Source organism: Streptomyces sp. NPDC048424, assembly GCF_040651555.1.
GTDB lineage: Bacteria > Actinomycetota > Actinomycetes > Streptomycetales > Streptomycetaceae > Streptomyces.
The window spans coordinates 46542-65475 of sequence record NZ_JBEZKE010000017.1 but is presented as its reverse complement, the minus strand read 5'-3'; the positions used below and the strand labels follow the sequence as shown (position 1 = coordinate 65475).

Here is an 18934-nt window from a genome sequence, read left to right as displayed (position 1 = left end):
GCCTCCCGCACCGAGCGCCCGACCCGGCCCGGACCGGCCCGCGGACCCACCGCGGACCGCCGGGCCGGATCACCGGAAGCCCCCACGAACCGCCCCCAACCGGACGTCCGTTGACGGCAATCCGTGATGACGGGAGCCCATCTCCCATACGAAGATGGCCGTATGTCAGAGATCCTCCAGAACGGCAGCGCACCTCGACTGCCCCGCCAGGTGGCCGACGCGTACGTCGATGCCCTCATCGCCCTCGACCCGATCACGGGCACCTATCTCGGTGTCGCCGCGAGCTCCACCAAGCTTCCGGACTTCTCGCCGGCGGGTCGCGCGGCCGTCGCCGAGCTGGCCCGCGACACGCTCGCCCGCCTCGACGCCGCCGAAGCGCTGCCGGGTGCCGAGAGCGACGCCGAGCGACGCTGCGCCCGTCTGCTGCGCGAGCGCCTCACCGCCGAGCTCGCCGTCCACGAGGCCGACGAGCACCTGAGCGCCGTCAGCAACATCCACGGTCCCGCGCACGAAGTCCGCGAGGTCTTCACCCTGACCCCCTCCGACACCGAGGAGGACTGGGCGGCGATCGCCGAGCGCCTGCGCGCCGTCCCGGCCGCCTTCGCCGGCTACCGCGAGAGCCTCGGGCTCGGCCTGGAGCGCGGCCTGTACGGCGGCCCGCGCGCCACCGCGACCATGATCGGCCAGCTCGGCGCGTGGGCCGGTGAGGGCGGCGAGGGCGGCGCCTTCTTCACGGAGTTCGTCTCCGCCGGCCCGGACGCCCTGCGCTCCGAGCTGGACGCGGCCGCCGCCGGCGCCACCGCCGCCGTCGTCGAACTGCGCGACTGGATGAGCGCCGTGTACGCCCCGGCCGTCAAGGACAAGCCGGACACGGTGGGCCGCGAGCGCTACGCCCGCTGGTCTCGCTACTTCAACGGCACGGACCTCGACCTGGACGAGGCCTACGCCTACGGCTGGGCGGAGTACCACCGGCTGCTCGCCGAGATGAAGACCGAGGCGGCCAAGATCCTCCCGGGCGTCGGCCCCTGGGAGGCGCTGAAGCACCTGGACGAGCACGGCACCCACATCGAGGGCGTGGACGAGGTCCAGGCCTGGCTGCAGGGCCTGATGGACGAGGCCATCGAGAACCTCGACGGCACCCACTTCGAACTCGCCGAACGCGTCCGCAAGGTGGAGTCCCGGATCGCCCCGCCGGGCGGCCCCGCGGCCCCGTACTACTCCTCCCCCTCGGAGGACTTCTCCCGCCCGGGCCGCACCTGGCTGCCCACCATGGGCCAGACCCGCTTCCCGGTCTACGACCTGGTCTCCACCTGGTACCACGAGGGCGTGCCGGGCCACCACCTGCAGCTCGCGCAGTGGACGCACGTGGCGGACCAGCTCTCCCGCTACCAGGCCACCGTGGGCTGGGTCAGCGCCAACTGCGAGGGCTGGGCCCTGTACGCGGAGCGGCTGATGGACGAGCTGGGCTACCTGAAGGACGCCGAGCAGCGCCTGGGTTACCTGGACTGCCAGATGATGCGCGCGGCGCGGGTCATCGTGGACATCGGCATGCACGTGGGGCTGCGGATCCCGGACGACTCGCCGTTCCACCCGGGCGAGAACTGGACGGTCGACCTGGCGCAGGAGTTCTTCGGCCTGCACAGCGGCCGGCCGGCGGACTTCATCGAGAGCGAGCTGACCCGCTACCTGTCGATGCCGGGGCAGGCGATCGGCTACAAGCTGGGCGAGCGCGCCTGGCTGCTGGGCCGGGAGAACGCGCGTGCCGCGCGCGGCGAGTCCTTCGACCTCAAGGCCTGGCACATGGCGGCGCTGTCGCAGGGCTCGCTGGGGCTGGACGACCTGGTGGACGAGCTGTCGAAGCTCTGACGGCGCGGCTGGTGCCGCCCGGCGCGAACGACTGACGGGCCGCTCGTCTCCCCCGGGGAGCGAGCGGCCCGTCCGCGTGGGCCTCGTGGGCGGCGCACGCCCGGTAAGGCGCTCACGTCAGCAGCCGCAGTCGTCCGAGTCGGTGGGCGCGGTCAGCGGGTCGGCCCCGGCGCGCTGCTGGTTGCCCTGCCAGGTCTCGACCTCGAAGCCCTCGCGGATCCAGTACTCGATGCCGCCGAGCATCTCCTTGACCTGGAAGCCGAGTTCGGCGAGGGCGAGGGCGGAGCGGGTGCCGCCGTTGCAGCCGGGGCCCCAGCAGTACGTCACCACGGGGACGCTCTTGTCGAGGAGCCGCTCGGCCTGCTCGGGGATGAGGGCCGTGGGGAGGTGGACGGCGCCGGGCACGTGGGCCTGGTCCCACGACGGGGTGGAGCGGGAGTCGACGAGCTGGAAGCCGAGCTCGGCGCCCGTCTCGCGGTGGGCCTTGAAGGCGCTCGCCACGTCCGAGACGTCCGCGTGGAAGGCCAGGCTCGCGGCGAAGTACGCGGCGGCCGCGGCCGGGGAGGCCGGGGGCACCCGGAGCACGGGGTTGGCGGGGGCCGGGGCGGTGGCAGCGGCGGTGGCGGTGGCGGTGTTCTTCGTCGTCGTCATGGCAAGAAATCTACGATTTGTTGATCACCCTCGGAAGCGAGTTTCCCCGGCCTTTTCCTTGTCCTGCCGGGGAATCCCCTGCTAGACCTGCACCATGACCGACTATTCCCCTGACGCCACCGACTGGCGCATCCTCGAAGCCCTCCAGCGGGACGGCCGCGCCAGTTTCACCGAGCTCGCCCGGTCCGTGTCCATGTCCGCGAGCGCGGTCACCGAGCGGGTCCGCCGGCTGGAGGAGACCGGCATCATCACCGGCTACACGGCGGTGGTGGACCCGGAGAAGCTCGGCAAGTCGATCCTCGCCCTGGTGCGGCTGCGCTATCCGCACGGCAACTACAAGCCGTTCCACGACTTCCTGGAGGCCACCTCCGAGATCCTGGAGGCCCACCACGTCACCGGGGACGACTGCTTCGTGCTCAAGGTCGCCGCCCGCTCGATGGGGCACCTGGAGGAGGTCACGGGCCGGATCTCGGGGCTCGGTTCGGTGACGACGAGCATCGTCTACTCCTCTCCGCTGCCCCGCCGACCGCTCAGTCCGTGAATGCCGCCGTCCGGTGGCGCACCACGGAGCCTCCGCGCTGCTTGACGATCTCCAGCTGGGCCTGGACCCGGGTGCGCAGGTCGGCGACGTGGCTGACGATGCCGACGCTGCGGTCCCGCTCGCGCAGCGAGTCCAGTACGTCGAGCACCTCGTCCAGCGCCTGGTCGTCGAGGCTGCCGAAGCCCTCGTCGATGAAGAGGGTGTCGAGGCGCATGCCGCCCGCCTCGTCGGTGACCACGTCGGCGAGGCCCAGCGCGAGGGCGAGCGAGGCGAAGAAGGTCTCGCCGCCCGACAGGGTGGCGGTGTCCCGCTCGCTGCCGGTCCAGGCGTCGACCACGTGCAGCCCGAGGCCGGAGCGCCCGCGTCCGCTCGCCCGCGCGTCGGAGTGGACCAGGGTGTAGCGGCCGCCGGACATGCGCAGCAGCCGTACCGTCGCGGCGGCGGCCACCTGCTCCAGGCGGGCGGCCAGCACGTAGGCCTCCAGCCGCATCTTGCGCTCGTTGTCGGCGGAGGTGCCCGCGGTGAGTCCGGCCAGCCTGGCGACGCGGTCGTACGCCTCCCGCAGCGGGCCGAGCGCGCGCAGTTCCTGCTCGGCCTGCCGGGAGAGCCGGTCCAGCTCCGTGCAGCGCTCCCGGGCCGCGTCGGCGGCCGATCCCGCCGTACGGAGCTTCGCCGCGGCCTGGGCCGCGTACGCCTCGGCCCGCTCCGGTTCGGCCGGGGCCAGTGCTGCCGCTTCGGCGGCGCCGGTTTCGCCGCGGCGGTCCGCGAGGAGGGCCTCCTCCGTCTGCCAGGCGTCCAGCCGGTGTTGGAGCGCGGTGCGTTCGTACTCGGGGAGCACCGCGTCGGCGGCGGCCTCGATCGTGTCGAAGCCGGCCTTGAAGGCGGCGTCGGCGAGCTGGTCGTCGGCCTCCTTCAGCCGGGCGGCGGTGCCTTCGGCGCGGCGCAGCGCCCCGGCGGCGGCCGAGACCATCCGGACCCGGTCCTCCAGGGTGCGGGCGCGGGCCGCGACGGTGGGCGCGCCGTCCCGTACGAGGGTCAGTTCGGCCTCCAGGGAGGCCTGTTCCCGGTCCAGGGCCTCGCGGCGGGAGGCCCTGGCGGCGGCCCGGGTCTCGGCGCCCTGCCGCTCGGCGCTGCGCGTGGCGTGCTCCCGTTCGGCGCGGGCGAGCTGTTCCCGGGCGGAGTGCAGTCCGGCGGCCGCGGCGTGGGCGGCGGCGTGCCGGGCGCTCAGGTCCGAGGTGAGGGCGAGGAGTTCGGCGGTGGTGGCGTCCCCGGCGGCGGCCGCGGCCTCGGTGCGGGCCTCCCGGGCGGCGGCGAGCCGGCGTTCGACGGCGGCCTTGGCCTGCTCGGCCTGCTCGAAGAGGCCGTGGGCGGCGTCCTCGGCGGCGCGGTCCACGTGGCCGGGGGCCGGGCGGGCCGGAGCGGGGTGTTCCGCGGACCCGCACACGGTGCAGGCCTCCCCCGCCACCAGGGCATCGGCGAGTTCGGCGGCGATCCCGCGCAGCCGGGCCTCCTTGAGCTCCAGCCAGCGTTCCCGGGCGGCGGCCGACTCCTCGCGCAGGGTGAGCAGTTCGGCTTCGGCTCGCTCCGCGTCCGCGGCGAACTCGTCCCTGCGGCGGGCGGCGTTGAGGTGGATCCGGGCGGGTTCCAGCCGGCCCGCGAGCTGCTCGGCCAGGGTGGCGGCCTGCTGGGCGGCGTCCACGCGCTCCTGTAGGGCGCTCCGGGTCGCCTCCCAGCGCTCCAGCCACTCGGCGGACTCCTGGTGCTGTTCCTCTGCGGCCCGGGACTCCCGTTCCAGGTCGGCCCGCTCGCGGCCGATCTCGGAGCTGCGCTGTTCGGCCCGGTGGGCGGCGCCGAGCGCGCCGAGGTCCTCGCGCAGCCGCTGTTCCACGACGGCGAGCTGTTCGGTGCCCGCCTCCTTCAGCTGCGGCGGGAGATCCGCGCGGGTGGCCGCCTCCGCGTGCGCGGCGGCGAGGTGCGCGGCGGAGGCGGCGCCGCGCAGTTCCAGGGCGGGGGCGACCAGGGCGCCGCGCCGGGCCCGGTCCAGCAGGTCGCGCACCCGCTCCCGCTCGGGTTCGGCCCCGGCGAGCAGGGCGGCCCGGCGGACGGTCTCCGCGTGCCGGCGCTGGAGCCGGTCGAGCTCGCGCGCGTCCTCGGCGGCGCGCCGGGCGGCGTGGTGCCGGCTCTCGACGGCGGCGAGCGCGTACTCGGCGACGTCCAGCCTCTCCCGGGCCGAGCACCGGGCGACGGCCGCCCAGGCGCGGACCGCGGTGGCGAGCCCGGGGTCGCCGGGCTGGTGTCCGGGCAGCGGCCAGGCCCGCAGGTCGGCGCTGTCCCCGGCGGCCTGGGCGAGCCGCTGCGCGGTGTGCAGCACCTTCTCGTCGCCGGCCCGGACCTTGGCCTCGGCGGCCCGGCGGCGCTCCCCGAGCAGGGCCTCGACGGCGGCGAAGCGGCGGGTGTCGAAGAGGCGGCCGAGGAGCCGGCCGCGGGCGGCCTCGTCGGCCCGCAGGAACTTCGCGAACTCCCCCTGCGGCAGGAGGACGACCTGGCAGAACTGCTCGCGGCTCATGCCGAGCAGCTGCTCGACCTCCTCGCCGATCTCCTGGTGGGAGCGGCTGAGCGGCTCCCAGCCCTCGCCGGTGTGCTCGCGCAGCCGGCTCTGGGCCTTGTCCTTGGTGGTGCCGGTGCCGCGCTTCTTGGGGCGATCCTGTTCGGGGCGGCGGGTGATCTCCAGTCGGCGGCCGCCCGCGGTGAGTTCGAGGGTGACCTCGGTGGGGGTCCCGGCGGACGCGTGGTCGCTGCGCAGGCTGGTGCCGGGGGCCTGGCGGGGGCCGGGCACGGAGCCGTAGAGGGCGTAGCAGACGGCGTCGAGCACGGAGGTCTTGCCCGCGCCGGTGGGCCCGTGCAGCAGGAAGATCCCGGCGCCGGACAGGGCGTCGAAGTCGATCTCCTGGGGCTCGGCGAAGGGCCCGAAGGCGGTGACGGCCAGCCGGTGCAGCCTCATCGGTGGGTCTCCTGACGGCTGTCGTCGGCGCGTACGTCGTCGAAGGCGCCCTGGAGGACGGCCCGTTCGGCCTCGTCCGCCCGGCCGCCGCCGCGCACGTGGGCCACGAAGTCCTCGGCGATCTCCTGGTCGCTGCGGCCCCGCAGCCGCTGGGCGTAGGAGGAGGCGGACTCCTCCTCGCGGTCCTCGGGGTCGAAGGCGAGGCTCAGGGTGTGCGGGAAGCGGGCGGCGAGCCGGGCCATGGGGTCGTCGGGGCGCACCGGGTCGGTGAGGGTGGCCTCGACCCAGGCGTCCTCGTGCACCGCGTACGCCTGGTCCGCCAGCAGGTCGTCGAGGCGTCCGCGCAGCCGCGCGAGGGCGCGCGGTACGGGGGTGTCGATGCGCTCGGCGCCGCCGATCTCCCCGTCCGCGCCCAGTTCGATCAGCCACATGGTCTTGCGGTGGTGGACTTCCGAGAAGGAGTAGGCGAGCGGGGAACCCGAGTAGCGGACCCGTTCGTTGATGGTCTGGCAGCCGTGGAGGTGGCCGAGGGCGGCGTAGTCCACCCCGTCGAAGACGGAGGCGGGCACGGCCTCGACCCCGCCGACGGTGATGTCGCGCTCGCTGTCGCTGGACTGCCCGCCGGTGACGAAGGCGTGTGCCAGGACGATGGAGCGGGTGCCGGGTGCGCGGGCGGCCAGGTCGGCCCGGATCCGGTCCATGGCCGCGCCCAGTACCGCCTCGTGGCTGACCTTGTCCGCGCCGAACGCGTCCTTGACCAGGGCCGGTTCCAGGTAGGGCAGCCCGTAGAGCGCCACCTCGCCGTGTACGTCGGCCAGTACGACGGGCTCGGCGCAGCCGGCCGGGTCGGTCCGCAGGTGGATACCGGCCCGGTCGATCAGTCCGGCGCCGACGCCGAGCCGGCGCGCGGAGTCGTGGTTGCCGGAGATCATCACGGTGGGCACGCCGAGGTCGGCGAGCCGGTGCAGGGTCCGGTCGAACAGCTCGACGGCGGGCAGCGGGGGCACGGCCCGGTCGTAGACGTCGCCGGCGACGAGGACGGCGTCGACCTCGCGCTCGCGGACGGTCTCGACGAGGTGGTCGACGAAGGCGGCCTGGGCGCCGAGCAGGTTCACCCGGTGGAAAGCACGGCCGAGGTGCCAGTCCGAGGTGTGCAGGAACTTCACTCGCCGACCCCGCCGCGCATGCCGTCTCCCCCTGGTCGTCTCCCGCTCGCCGAACCCCTCTACGCTAACCCGTCCCCGGGGGCGCTCAGGGCGCGTACGTCTCTCCGCCGAGGGTGAGGCCGGCCGTGCCCGCCGTGCTGTCGGCGAGCCAGGCCTCGAAGGCGGGCAGGTCCGCCTCCGGGAGGGCGACCTCGATCTCGACGGCCGAGCCGTAGCGCAGGTCCACCACGGTCCGGCCGGTGGAGCGCAGGTCGTTCTGGGTCTTGCCGGCCCGCTGGTGGTCGACGGTGACGGTGGCCAGCCGGTAGCGGCGCCGGGTGACGGTGCCGAGCTCGTCGAGCGCCTCGCCGACGACTCCTCCGTAGGCCCTGATCAGGCCGCCGGCGCCGAGTTTCACTCCGCCGTAGTAGCGGGTGACCACGGCGACGGCGTAGCGGATGTCGCGGCGCATGAGCATCTGCAGCATCGGGACCCCGGCGGTGCCGCCGGGCTCCCCGTCGTCGCTGGCCTTCTGGACGGACGCGTCGGCGCCGATCACGTAGGCGAAGCAGTTGTGCGTGGCGGTGGGGTGCTCCTTGCGGATGCGGGCGACGAACTCCTGCGCCTCCTGCTCGGTCGCGGCGGGCGCGAGCGAGCACAGGAACCGCGAACGGTTGATCTCGGACTCGTGCACGCCCTCACGGGCCACCGTCGCGTACTGGTCTGCCTTCACCGCTCCACCCTACGGGGAATCGGACATGTGTCCTTTCGGTTGATCAGGCTGAACGGCAACGGCAGCAGACTCGAACGACGGACGAGAACCACAGGAGGCGGCGCCCGTGTACGGCGACCCGGCAACCATCCGCAAGATCCTCACCGAGCTCGGCGACACCTGGGCCGTGGTGGGCCTCTCGAACAACCAGGACCGGGCGGCCTACGGGGTGGCGCGCGTGCTCCAGCGGTTCGGCAAGCGCGTGATCCCCGTACACCCCAAGGCCGAGACGGTGCACGGTGAGCGCGGGTACGCCTCGCTGGCGGAGATCCCGTTCAAGGTGGACGTGGTGGACGTCTTCGTGAACAGCGAGCTGGCCGGCCCGGTGGCCGACCAGGCGGCCGCCGTCGGCGCCGAGGCCGTCTGGTTCCAGCTCGGCGTGATCGACGAGGCCGCCTTCGAGCGCACGCGCGCGGCCGGGCTGAGCATGGTCATGGACCGCTGCCCGGCGATCGAGATCCCCTCGCTCTAGCCGGCGGAGCGGACGGGCGGGATGGAGACGGCCATCGTCATCTCCATCGGCCCGGGTCCCTCGTTGCGGTAGGCGTGCGGCAGGTTCGCCTCGAAGGAGACGGCCCCGCCCGCGGGGACCGCGTACCGCTCGCCGTCCACCTCGAGCGTCAGCTCCCCCTGCGTGACGTGCAGCATTTCGAAGGCGCCGGCCGGGTGCGGGTCCGAGGCGGTCCCGTCCCCGGGCTCCAGTCGGTAGATCCACATCTCCACCGGCCCGCGCCTGTCGTCCCCGAGCAGCATGCTCGCGGCGCTGCCCGCCCGGGACGACCACATCCGCACCCCCTGCCCGGGCGGCACCACGCGCACCTGCGGGGCGTGGTCGTGGTCCAGCAGCGTGGTGATGCTGACGCCGAGGGCGTCGGCCAGCTTGACCGTGGTCCCGACGCTGGGATTCGTACGGGCCTGCTCGATCTGGATGATCATCCCGCGGCTCACTCCCGCGCGGGCCGCCAGCGCCTCCAGGGTGAAGCCGCGCTCCGCGCGCCACCGCTTGAGGTTGCGGGCGAGCGCCTGGGTGAGCTCTTCGAGATCGGACACCGACTCCCCACTCCATTTCGTACAAGATATTGGATGACTCGGTCCAGTAGGCTGAACTATCGTGCCGTGTATTCGATGCTGCACTCCACCGTTCACCGCACTGTACTGCGAGGCCCCGCATGACCGCCCTCTTCGCCCTGGCCACAGCCGTGCTGTGGGGCCTCGCCGACTTCGGCGGCGGGCTGCTGACCCGCCGGATACCGGCGCTCACGGTGGTCGTCGTCTCGCAGGTCGTCGCCGTCCTCGTGCTCGGCGCGGTGGTCCTCGGCACCGGCGCCTGGCGGGAGGCCGGACCGCAGCTGTGGTTCGCGGTCGGCGCCGGTCTGGTCGGGCCGGTCGCGATGCTCAGCTTCTACAAGGCGCTCGCCCTCGGCCCGATGGGCGTGGTCTCCCCCCTCGGCTCCCTCGGTGTGGTCGTGCCCGTCACCGCCGGCCTGGTCCTGGGCGAGCGGCCCGGCCTCGGCCAGTTCGCGGGCATCGCGGTGGCCGTCGTCGGCATCGTCCTCGCGGGCGGCCCTGAGCTGCGCGGCGCGCCCGTCCAGCGGCAGGCCGTCGTCCTCACCCTGGTCGCGGCCTTCGGGTTCGGCGCGGTGATGGCCCTGATCGCGGAGGCGTCCACCACCCTCACCGGGCTGTTCCTCGCCCTGTTCGTCCAGCGGGTCACCAACGTCGCCGTGGGCGGCGCCGCCCTGTGGGCGCAGACCCGGCGCGGCGTCCCGGCCCTGCCGGCGGGCACCGGCCCGCGGATCCTGTGGGGGCTGCTGCCCGCCCTGGCCTTCGTCGGCCTCGCGGACGTCGCGGCGAACGGCACGTACTCCCTCGCCGCCCAGAGCGGCCCGGTCACGCTGGCCGCCGTCCTGTCCTCGCTCTACCCGGTGGTCACCGCGCTCGCCGCCTTCGCCGTGCTCAAGGAGCGGCTGCGCAGCATCCAGGCGGCGGGCGCCGGCCTGGCCCTGGCGGGAACGGTTCTCCTGGCCGCGGGCTGACCGGACCGAGACACCCGCCGACCCGACCGAGGCACCCGCAGAGACGGCCTACGCCGGCTCGACCTGCGCCTGCTCCGCCTCCGCCAGCAGCGCCAGCCCGCGCAGCTGCTCCGGGGTCATCCCGTCCGGGATCGGCACCGGCGCCGGCGTGCGCAGCGGCGGCTGCCAGCCCGTCTCCGGCTCCCAGCGCCGTACGATGCGCGCCGGCGCCCCCGCCACCACGGCGTGGTCGGGCACCTCGCCCCGCACGACGGCCCCCGCGGCCACCACGACGTTGCGGCCCAGTCGTGCGCCCGGCAGGATCACCGCGCCGGTGCCGAGCCAGCACCCCGGACCGATCTCCACGGGCGCGCTGCGCGGCCACTGGCGGCCGACGGGCTCGTGCGGGTCGTCGTAGCTGTGGTTGGTGGACGTGATGTAGACCCCGGGACCGCAGAAGGTGTTCGACTCGATGGTGATCCGGGCGTCGGCGATGACATGGCTGCCCCGGCCGATGACGACCCCGTCGCCGAGCACCAGCATCGGCTCCGCACCCAGGTCGAGGTCCGGCATCATCCCGGCGGTGAGGGTGACCTGCTCGCCGATGATGCAGTGCCCGCCGAGCCGGATCCATTTCTCGCCGAAGATCGTGCCCTGCGGGAAGGCCAGCCGGGTGCCGTCGCCGATCGCCCCGAACCGCAGGGGCCCGGGGGTCTGCGCGGTGACCGCGCCGGCCCGCTGCATCCAGCGCCAGCCGGTGTGGACCGCGCGGCTCGCCAGCCGGCGGCGCAGCGCCGTCAGAGAGGAGAACGTGTTCTGCTTTTTCGGCACCCGGCCACGGTAATGCGCCGGGCGGCGGTCGTCCGGACCACCATCCTGTGATCTTCACCCCATCGCCGGTGCGCCGGGCCGCGTGCCCTACGGTGCTGTTGGCGCGGCACCCGGACGACAGACGACAGACAGACGGCAGGGGAAGAGAACATGACGCACCAGGCGGCCCAGGCACTCGTGGCGGGTGTCGGCGGCAAGAACCCGGACATCGACCCGACGGCCTTCACCGCGCCCACCTCGGTCGTGGTCGGCGACGTCACCCTCGCCGCCGGCGCGAGCATCTGGTACTCGGCGGTGCTGCGCGCCGACTGCGGCCCGATCACGCTCGGCGCCGACAGCAACGTGCAGGACAACTGCACGGTCCACGTGGATCCGGGCTTCCCGGTCTCGATCGGCGAGCGGGTCTCCATCGGCCACAACGCCGTCGTGCACGGCTGCACCGTCGAGGACGACTGTCTGATCGGCATGGGCGCGACCGTGCTGAACGGCGCGGTCATCGGCGCCGGTTCGCTGGTCGCCGCGCAGGCGCTGGTCCCGCAGGGCATGGTCGTGCCGCCCGGCTCGCTGGTGGCGGGCGTCCCCGCCAAGGTGCGCCGCGAGCTGTCCGAGGAGGAGCGCGAGCACATCCGGATCAACGCCCTGATGTACGTGGAGCTGGCCAAGCAGCACCGCGCCTCGGTCACCCCGGAGGGCTAACGCGACTCCCACGCGACCCGGAGTGCGGACAGGACGGCCGCGAATTCCGGGCCGCGATCGCGCCGGCCGTACGTGATGACGCCGTCGACGCTGCGCCTGCGGCCCGCCATCGCGCCGAGCACGGTCTCCTTCGTGACCGCGGCGCCGCGCGCGAGCAGTCGCTCCACCATCGCGGGGTATCCGCAGGCGGCCGCCCAGTCGAGGGCCGTCTTGCCCTTCATCCGTTCCTCGATGTCGGCGCCCCGCTCCAGCAGCAGGTCCACGGTTTCCGGGTACCCGCCCTCCACGGTGGTGGCCGCGAGGACCAGCGGCACGTGGTTGAGCTTTCCCTCCGGACCGTTCGGGTCGACACCCGCGCCGAGGAGCGCCCGTACGACGTCCGTGTGCCCGTTCATCGCCGCCAGCGACAGGTGCCCCGACTCGTAGTACGGTCCGGCGACGAGCCGGGGGTCGGCGCCCGCGGCAAGGAGCAGCCGCACGACGTCCGCGTGCCCCGCGCAGACCGCCAGGTCCAGCGCCCTGCGGCCGCCCTGGACCCAGGCGTCGACGTCGGCTCCCTCGGCCAGCAGGCGCCGCACCAGGTCCGTGTCCCCGGCCTCGGCGGCGCGTCCGAGGCCGTTCGCCAGCGAGTGGTAGTGGTCTTCCCGGCCCTCGTTCGACCAGTGCGACCAGTGCGGGTCCGGCAGCTCCGCCGCCGTCACTCGCCGACCGTCGCCCGAGCCTCCGACTGCGCGGGGATCGCCGCCCCCGCCGCGCCCGCCTCGGCGGCCGCCTTCTTCATCCGGCTGCGCACCACCAGGGTCACCACGAGACCGAACAGCACGGCCAGGCCCAGGGCCAGCCAGGAGAACCGCTTCAGCCACGGCTCCGCGACGATGCCGACCGTGTAGATGACGGCGGTGGTGCCGCCCGCCCAGAGGATCCCGCCGAGGACGTTCGCGACGAGGAAGCGCCAGTACGGCATGTGCAGCACGCCCGCCAGCGGCCCCGCGAAGATCCGCAGCAGCGCCACGAACCGCCCGAAGAAGACGGCCCACATGCCCCACTTCTCGAAGGAGCGTTCCGCCAGCGCCACCTGCTGCGGCCCGAAGTGCTTGGGGAAGCGCCGTCCCAGCTTCTCCAGCAGCGGCTTGCCGCCCCGGCGGCCGATCGCGTAGCCGATCGAGTCACCCACGATCGCCCCGGTGATCGCGCAGAGCCCCAGGATCACGGGGTCGATCTCGCCGTGCTGTGAGGCCAGCAGCGCCGAGCTGACCAGGATGATCTCGCCCGGCAGCGGAATGCCGAGGCTCTCCAGCCCGATGACCAGACCCACCAGGAGATAGATGCTGACCGCCGGAATCGTCTCCAGCCATTCCTGGATGTGCACCGGTACGTCCTCCCGTGTCGTCCCCGGCGCGCCCCCTGTGACACGCCGAACGGGCAGCCTATCGGCTCGCCACCACCACCTTTGACTTCAGCGGCAGCTCGCGGGAGGAACGGCCCGCGAACACCTCCCGGCGGCCGGAACCCAGCACCCACGCGTGCCGCTCCGGGTCCCACGAGGACAACGCCCGGGCGTCGACGTCGACGGTGACCCGCTGCGCCTCGCCGGGCGCCAGGGTGAGCCGCCGGTAGCCGGCCAGTGCGCGCACCGGCTGGTCGAGCTGGAGCTCCGGGGACGGGCCGACGTACACCTGGGCCACTTCGGTGCCCTTGCGGCGGCCGGTGTTGCGGACGGTGAACTCCGCGCGCACCCCGCCGCGCTCCGGCCGGACCGTGAGCCTCTCGTAGTGCCAGGTCGTGTACGAGAGCCCGTGCCCGAAGGGGAACAGCGGCGCCACCTGCTGCGCGTCGTACCAGCGGTGGCCGACGTGGACGCCCTCGGCGTACTCCTGCCGGCCGCCCACGCCCGGGTAGCGCAGCGGGTCGCCGCCGACCGGGGTCGCCCGTTCGTCGGCCGGGAAGGTCTGGGTGAGGCGGCCGCCCGGGTCCACGTCGCCGAAGAGGACGTCGGCCGTGGCACCTGCCCCCTCCTGGCCCGGGTAGTACATCTGGAGGACCGCCCCGGTACGGGCGAGCCACGGCATGGTCGTGGCGGAGGAGGTGTTGAGCACCACGGTCGTACGGGGGTTCGCGGCGGCCACCGCCTCGATCAGCCGCTCCTGCCCGCCCGGCAGGGCCAGGGAGGTCCGGTCCCGGCCCTCGGTGGCGTCCTCGTACGCGAACAGGACCACGCTGCGGGCCGACTTGGCGGTCCGCACGGCCTCGGCGAGGTCCCCGGCCCGGCTCGCCCCGGTGGTGTGCCGGAGCCGGAAGCGCTGGCCCGCCTCGCCGCCCCGGGCGTTCACGGTGAGCCGGTGGGGGCCCGCCTTGAGGGCGAGGGTGCGGCGGCGGACGGCCATCCCGTCGGGTGCGGAGCCGAGCAGTCCGCCGGCGAAGTGCTCGGCCATCCCCTGCAGGACGGGGAACAGCTCCTCGCCGTCGAGGCGCACGGCTGGCCGCTGCCCGGTGTAGTGGACGATCAGGGTCCACTCGTCGTCCGCCGCCAGTCGGAACTCGCCCGCGTGGCTCCACTCCCGCCCGGCGGCCACCCGCTGGTCGTCCAGGCCGGCGGCCGGGGTCAGCAGGTTCGCGGGGAGCGGCCGTCCGTACAGGTCCTCGCCGAGGGCGTGGCGCACGGTGGAGCCGTTCCCGGCCCGCTGCCGCAGGGCGGTGAGCGGGGCGGCCGCCCCGTCCGGGACCACGTGCGCGCTGCCACCACCGCCGACGAACGGCACCTGGGCGGTGGGGCCGATCACCGCGATCGAGCGCGCGGCGGCGCCGGTCAGGGGGAGGGTGCCGGCTTCGTTGCGCAGCAGCACGGCTCCGGCGGTGGCCACCTTGCGGGCGATCCGGGCCCCGGCGGCGGCGTTGCGCGCGGGCCGGGCGGCGGGCCGGGCCGCCAGCAGCCCGAAGCGGTCCATGGTGGTCAGGATCCGGTGGACGGCGAGGTCGACGGCGGCCTCGGTCACGGAACCGCCGCGCACCGCCTCGCGCAGCGGCCCGCCGAAGTGGGTGCCGCCGGGCAGTTCCATGTCGAGGCCGGCGCCGATGGCGGCGACGGTGCTGTGGGTGGCGTTCCAGTCGGACATCACCCAGCCGTCGAACCCCCAGCTCCCGCGCAGCAGTTCGTCGAGCAGCGGCTTGTTCTCGCAGGCGTGGACGCCGTTGACCCGGTTGTACGCGCCCATCACGGCGCCCGCGCCGGCCGCCACCGCGGCCTCGAAGCCCCGCAGCTCGGTCTCGTGCAGGGTCTGCTCGGCGGCGATCACGTCGACGGTGTCGCGGCCGTGTTCCTGGTTGTTGAGGGCGAAGTGCTTGACGGTGGCGATGAGCCCTTCGTCCTGGACGCCGCGGACCACCGCCGCGACCAGGTCCGCCGTCAGCCGCGGGTCCTCGGCGAAGGTCTCGAAGTTGCGGCCCGCGTACGGGGTCCGGATGAGGTTGGCCATCGGCGCCAGCAGGACGTCCTGGCCGAGCGCGCGGCCCTCGCGGCCGAGGACCCGCCCGTACTCGCGGGCCAGCGCCGGGTCGAAGGCGGAGGCGAGCAGGACCGGCGCGGGCAGCGCGGTGGCGGGCTCGGCCACGTGCACCCCGGCGGGCCCGTCGGCGAGGCGCAGCGCCGGGACGCCCAGGCGCGGTACGCCGGGCACGTAGCCGGCCTGGCCGAGGGGGGCCGGGTCCCGGGCGCCGTGCAGCAGGGCGGTCTTCTCGTCGAGGGTGAGCCGCTCCAGCAGGGCTTCGATGCGGGCGGCGCCCGAGCCCGCGGGCCCGGCGGCGGGTCCTGCCGGAGCCCCCGCCGCGGGCGCGGTGGTGCGGGGCCCCGCACCCGGCGGCACGGTGGGCGCGCAGGCCTCCGTTCCGAGGGCCGCGCCCGCCCCGCCCGCCGCTGCGAGCAGCCGCATCGCCGAACGTCTGGACACGGCTTCGCTCATCGGCGCTCCCTGCGGCGGGTTCGGCGGGAGCGGCCCGCGCCGGACCGCTCCCCCGCCCATTGTGCGCCGCGCGTCCGCGGGCTCCGCCGAGACGCGCCACCGCGGACGTCAGGTTCAGCCCTCCGGCAGCGGCGGCAGGGTGTCGGCGGTCCGCCGCGGCTCGTCCTGCCGCTGGATCCGCGCCTCGGTGCGGTGCCCGCGCGCGATGTAGTCCCGTACGACGGCCTCCACCGCGTCCTGCGGCGAGCCGACTCCGGCGAGCACCATCACCTCCACCACGAGCTCGGCATCGAGGCTGATGTTGACCTTGGCCACGGGTGCTCCCTCCATCGTCGTCCGACGGACTCTAGCCGTCGCACGCCCCTGGATCGCGTGGTTCCGCCGGTTCGTGGAGCCGACTCGTCCGGCCGCGGGAGCGCGGGCATGCGAAAGGCCCCCGCTCGGCAGAGGCGGGGGCCCTTCGCTGCGGCGCCGGGAACCTATGCGTTGGGGCGCAGGGTCCAGACGACGGTCATCTCGCCGGTCACGGCCTCGTCCTCGCGCTGGATGGCGATGGTGACCGGGAACTCGGGGCGGCCGCCCGCGTCGAGTTCGGCGATGACCTCCGCGGCCGGGCGGCCGAGGGTGGCGGTGGCGGTCACGACGCCCTTGGCGAGCTTCTTGTAGCCGATCTCGGCCTTCACGGCGAGGGGCACGGCGCGCGACAGCTGGTCGCTGAAGGCGGCCAGGACGATCGCACCGCTCGCGGACTCGGCGAGGGTGAACATGGCGCCGGCGTGCGGGCCGCCGACGTGGTTGTGGTAGTCGGGCTGGTCCGGAAGCCGGACGACCGCGCGCTCGGGCGTGGTCTCCAGGAACTGGAGGTTCAGGGTCCGGGCCATCGGCACCGTCGCGGCGAGCAGTTCGCCCACGTTCATCTGATCTGCGCTCATGGAACACGATGTTACCCGCGAGTAGATGGCCTTGGCCAGAGCCTGCAAGGGGGCGGCCGTGGCTGGCGTGGTCCGCTCCCACTATCGTTACCGGCCATGTGGCCAGGACAGCAGCAGCCCCCCGGGGGCGAACAGAACCCTCAGGACGCGCACCAGAACCCCTACCAGCAGCAGCCGGGGCAGCCGAACCCGTACCAGCAGCAGGCCGGTTACGGATACCCGCAGCAGCCGGGGTACCAGCCGCCCGCGGGCGTTCCCGGCCAGCAGTGGGGCCCGCCCCAGCAGCCCCAGCAGCCCCAGGGCGGCGGCGGGAGCCCGTACTCGACCAAGACCGTGGCCATCGTCGCGGCGGCCGCCGTCATCGTGGCGGCCGCCGGAACCGGCGCGTACGTCTTCACCCGGGACGACAAGAAGACCGAGGCCAACGACAAGCCCCCGGCGGCCAGCTCCCCGGCAGCCACCGAGGCACCCGCGCCGGCCGGCAGCAGCGCCAACCCGCGGGCCGGCGGCAGCATGCAGCCCGTCATCCCGGGCTGGAAGGTCGTCGTCAACACCAAGTACAACGTCGCCTACGACGTGCCCCCCGAGTGGAACGTCAACGACTCCGGGGTGTCCATCTCGATCACCGACGAGGCCGACGGCAAGCCCGTCGTCACGATGTCCGGGACCGCCACCCTCAAGCAGGAGTGGTGCACGGTCGACAAGAACGCGGACGGCACCCCGGAGAAGTACTCGCTCGCGGACACCGGCGTCAAGGGTGCCCAGGGCGCCAAGGACACGGCCCAGGTGGCGACCGACAACACCGGCACCTGGGTCTGGGCGGCGTACGCCCAGAAGGAGCCCAAGGGCACGGTGAAGGTCAGCGAGGCCAAGGAGTACACGACCGCCTCCGGCCTCAAGGGCCACACGGTGGTCGCGACCGCTCCGAACGTGAAGAAGGAGAACAAGTGCTCCTCCGACGGCAAGGCGATCGGCTTCGGCTTCAAGAACGCCGTCGGTGACTTCGCCAGCTTCGTGATCGTCGGCGCGGCGGGCGTGAAGGACGAGGTCCCGACCGACGTCTCCGACAAGATGCTCAGCTCGATCCGGCTCTCCACCGGCTGATCTCCGCCACCACCGCCCCGGGTCCGGGAATCCGTTTGGATTCTTGGCCCGGGGCGGGGATAGTCCGGGGGTGAGTTCTCCCCCCGCCGCAGCACCCCGTACGCCCGCACCCCGCCGCCGGCCCGACTGGGCGGGCCGCAACTACACCCTGCTCACGGGTGCGGCGGTCGTCACGAACCTCGGCAGCCACGGAGCGCTCATCGCGGCCACCTTCGCGGTGATGGAGGCCGGCGGGTCCAGCGGCGACATCGGACTGGTCGCGGCCGCCCGTACGCTGCCGCTCGTCCTCTTCCTGCTCATCGGCGGCGCCATCGCCGACCGGCTGCCGCGCCACCGCGTGATGGTCGCGGCCAACGCCCTGAACTGCCTCTCGCAGGCCGCCTTCGCACTGCTCGTCCTCACCGGCGACCCCCAGCTGTGGCAAATGATGCTGCTGACCGCCCTGTGCGGCACCGGCACGGCCTTCTTCAATCCCGCGGCCGAGGGCATGCTGCTGTCCACGGTCTCCGGCGAGCACTCCAACCGGGCCTTCGCGCTGTTCCGCATGGCGATGAACGGCGCGGGCATCGGCGGCGCCGCCCTCGGCGGGGCGATGATCGCCGTATTGGGCCCGGGCTGGGTCCTGGCCGTGGACGCGGCCGCCTTTGCCGTCGCGGGCCTGCTGCGCGCGTTCCTCGACGTGAGCCACGTCCCCGACCGGGCCCCCGGCGGCGGCCTGCTGGCCGACCTGCGCGAGGGATGGGTGGAGGTCCGCACCCGCCCCTGGCTGTGGAGCATCGTGCTCCAGTTCTCCGTCGTCGTCGCCGTCGTGGGCGCCGCGGAGGCGGTCTACGGTCCGCTGGTCGCCCGGGACCGGTTGGGCGGGGCGGCTCCCTGGGGCGTGGCCCTGGCCTTCTTCGGGGTCGGCACCATCGCCGGGGCCGTCCTGATGATGGCGTGGAAACCGCGCCGGCTGCTGCTGATCGGCACGCTGTGCGTGTTCCCGCTGGCGCTGCCGTCGGCGGGCCTCGCCGTGCCGCTGCCCGTGTGGGGGCTGTGCGCGGTGATGTTCGTCAGCGGAGCCGCGATCGAGGTCTTCGGCGTGAACTGGATGACCACGATGCACCAGGAGATCCCGGAGGAGAAGTTCTCCCGGGTCTCCGCCTACGACTGGTTCGGCTCGGTGTCGATGCTGCCTCTGGCGACCGCCCTGGCCGGCCCGGCCGAGACGGCCTTCGGCCGCACCGAGGCCCTGTGGGGCTGCGCGTCCCTGGTCGTCCTGGCCACGGCCCTCGTCCTCCTGATCCCGGACGTCCGCCACATGACCCGCAAGACCAAACCGGCCATCCTCATCAAACAGCCCGCCCCGTCCAACCCCGCCGCCCCCTCCGCCCCTTCCAGCCCCGCCGGCGTTTGAGGCGCGGGGCGGAGCCCCGGCACGGCGC

The 18934-nt window shown here is 74.1% G+C and carries 18 protein-coding genes; 7 read left to right on the top strand and 11 right to left on the bottom strand.

From position 1 onward, the window contains the following. The first annotated feature begins 162 nt into the window (after nt 1–162). Nucleotides 163–1866, top strand: coding sequence for a DUF885 domain-containing protein (locus AB0D29_RS23845; RefSeq protein ID WP_362856891.1), 1704 nt, complete (start codon nt 163–165; stop codon nt 1864–1866). A gap of 117 nt (nt 1867–1983) precedes the next feature. Here the strand turns inward: AB0D29_RS23845 and AB0D29_RS23840 are convergent, their stop codons facing one another. Continuing rightward, a complete protein-coding gene (locus AB0D29_RS23840; RefSeq protein ID WP_362856889.1) occupies nt 1984–2517 on the bottom strand; it encodes a rhodanese-like domain-containing protein in 534 nt (177 codons plus the stop codon). A 94-nt stretch (nt 2518–2611) separates the two neighbouring features. Here AB0D29_RS23840 and AB0D29_RS23835 point away from each other — a divergent pair, with 94 nt between their 5' ends. After that, on the top strand, nt 2612–3058 hold the full coding sequence (locus AB0D29_RS23835) for an Lrp/AsnC family transcriptional regulator (protein WP_362856888.1): 447 nt from the start codon (nt 2612–2614) through the stop codon (nt 3056–3058). Here AB0D29_RS23835 and AB0D29_RS23830 read toward each other — a convergent pair. The 3 genes from AB0D29_RS23830 to AB0D29_RS23820 form a co-directional block, all read right to left on the bottom strand. Further along, nucleotides 3048–6059, bottom strand: coding sequence for an SMC family ATPase (locus AB0D29_RS23830; protein ID WP_362856887.1), 3012 nt, complete (start codon nt 6057–6059; stop codon nt 3048–3050). The genes AB0D29_RS23835 and AB0D29_RS23830 overlap by 11 nt on opposite strands. After that, the gene (locus AB0D29_RS23825) at nt 6056–7225 is read right to left on the bottom strand and encodes an exonuclease SbcCD subunit D (protein ID WP_362856886.1); all 1170 of its coding nucleotides are present in this window, start codon (nt 7223–7225) and stop codon (nt 6056–6058) included. Before AB0D29_RS23825 ends, AB0D29_RS23830 begins: the two co-directional genes overlap by 4 nt. Before the next feature lie 85 nt (nt 7226–7310). Next, nucleotides 7311–7937 carry a YigZ family protein gene (locus tag AB0D29_RS23820; RefSeq protein ID WP_362856885.1) on the bottom strand — a complete coding sequence of 209 codons (627 nt, stop codon included), beginning with the start codon at nt 7935–7937 and terminating at the stop codon, nt 7311–7313. A 106-nt stretch (nt 7938–8043) separates the two neighbouring features. Between AB0D29_RS23820 and AB0D29_RS23815 the strand changes: the two genes are divergently transcribed. Beyond that, complete coding sequence (locus AB0D29_RS23815; RefSeq protein WP_362856883.1) at nt 8044–8448, top strand: CoA-binding protein; 405 nt, start codon at nt 8044–8046, stop codon at nt 8446–8448. Here AB0D29_RS23815 and AB0D29_RS23810 read toward each other — a convergent pair. Then, nucleotides 8445–9026 (bottom strand): XRE family transcriptional regulator, encoded by a 582-nt coding sequence (locus AB0D29_RS23810; RefSeq protein WP_362856882.1) that lies wholly within the window; start codon nt 9024–9026, stop codon nt 8445–8447. The two genes, AB0D29_RS23815 and AB0D29_RS23810, sit on opposite strands and share 4 nt — an antisense overlap. A gap of 119 nt (nt 9027–9145) precedes the next feature. On the opposite strand from AB0D29_RS23810, the gene AB0D29_RS23805 reads away from it, so the two are divergent. Beyond that, a complete protein-coding gene (locus AB0D29_RS23805; RefSeq protein ID WP_362856880.1) occupies nt 9146–10012 on the top strand; it encodes a DMT family transporter in 867 nt (288 codons plus the stop codon). Nucleotides 10013–10060: 48 nt separating this feature from the next. On the opposite strand, the gene AB0D29_RS23800 is transcribed toward AB0D29_RS23805, so the two are convergent. Further along, nucleotides 10061–10822, bottom strand: coding sequence for an acyltransferase (locus AB0D29_RS23800; RefSeq protein ID WP_362856878.1), 762 nt, complete (start codon nt 10820–10822; stop codon nt 10061–10063). 150 nt (nt 10823–10972) lie between these two features. On the opposite strand from AB0D29_RS23800, the gene AB0D29_RS23795 reads away from it, so the two are divergent. Further along, entirely contained in the window at nt 10973–11518 is a 546-nt protein-coding gene (locus tag AB0D29_RS23795; RefSeq protein WP_351590640.1) for a gamma carbonic anhydrase family protein, read from the top strand. On the opposite strand, the gene AB0D29_RS23790 is transcribed toward AB0D29_RS23795, so the two are convergent. The 5 genes from AB0D29_RS23790 to AB0D29_RS23770 all read right to left on the bottom strand — a co-directional run bounded on the left by AB0D29_RS23790 (nt 11515) and on the right by AB0D29_RS23770 (nt 16406). Further along, nucleotides 11515–12219 carry an ankyrin repeat domain-containing protein gene (locus tag AB0D29_RS23790; protein ID WP_362856876.1) on the bottom strand — a complete coding sequence of 235 codons (705 nt, stop codon included), beginning with the start codon at nt 12217–12219 and terminating at the stop codon, nt 11515–11517. The genes AB0D29_RS23795 and AB0D29_RS23790 overlap by 4 nt on opposite strands. Beyond that, nucleotides 12216–12887, bottom strand: a complete 672-nt coding sequence (locus AB0D29_RS23785) for a DedA family protein (RefSeq protein WP_362856875.1) — start codon at nt 12885–12887, stop codon at nt 12216–12218. Before AB0D29_RS23785 ends, AB0D29_RS23790 begins: the two co-directional genes overlap by 4 nt. Nucleotides 12888–12945: 58 nt before the next feature. Further along, a complete protein-coding gene (locus AB0D29_RS23780) occupies nt 12946–15474 on the bottom strand; it encodes a glycoside hydrolase family 3 C-terminal domain-containing protein (RefSeq protein ID WP_362856873.1) in 2529 nt (842 codons plus the stop codon). A 114-nt stretch (nt 15475–15588) separates the two neighbouring features. After that, entirely contained in the window at nt 15589–15789 is a 201-nt protein-coding gene (locus tag AB0D29_RS23775) for a type II toxin-antitoxin system VapB family antitoxin (protein WP_351590690.1), read from the bottom strand. A 164-nt stretch (nt 15790–15953) separates the two neighbouring features. Further along, complete coding sequence (locus AB0D29_RS23770; protein ID WP_199920759.1) at nt 15954–16406, bottom strand: DUF4442 domain-containing protein; 453 nt, start codon at nt 16404–16406, stop codon at nt 15954–15956. Between the two features lie 96 nt (nt 16407–16502). Between AB0D29_RS23770 and AB0D29_RS23765 the strand changes: the two genes are divergently transcribed. After that, on the top strand, nt 16503–17510 hold the full coding sequence (locus AB0D29_RS23765; RefSeq protein ID WP_362856871.1) for a hypothetical protein: 1008 nt from the start codon (nt 16503–16505) through the stop codon (nt 17508–17510). A 70-nt stretch (nt 17511–17580) separates the two neighbouring features. Beyond that, complete coding sequence (locus AB0D29_RS23760; RefSeq protein ID WP_362856869.1) at nt 17581–18906, top strand: MFS transporter; 1326 nt, start codon at nt 17581–17583, stop codon at nt 18904–18906. Nucleotides 18907–18934: the final 28 nt, after the last annotated feature.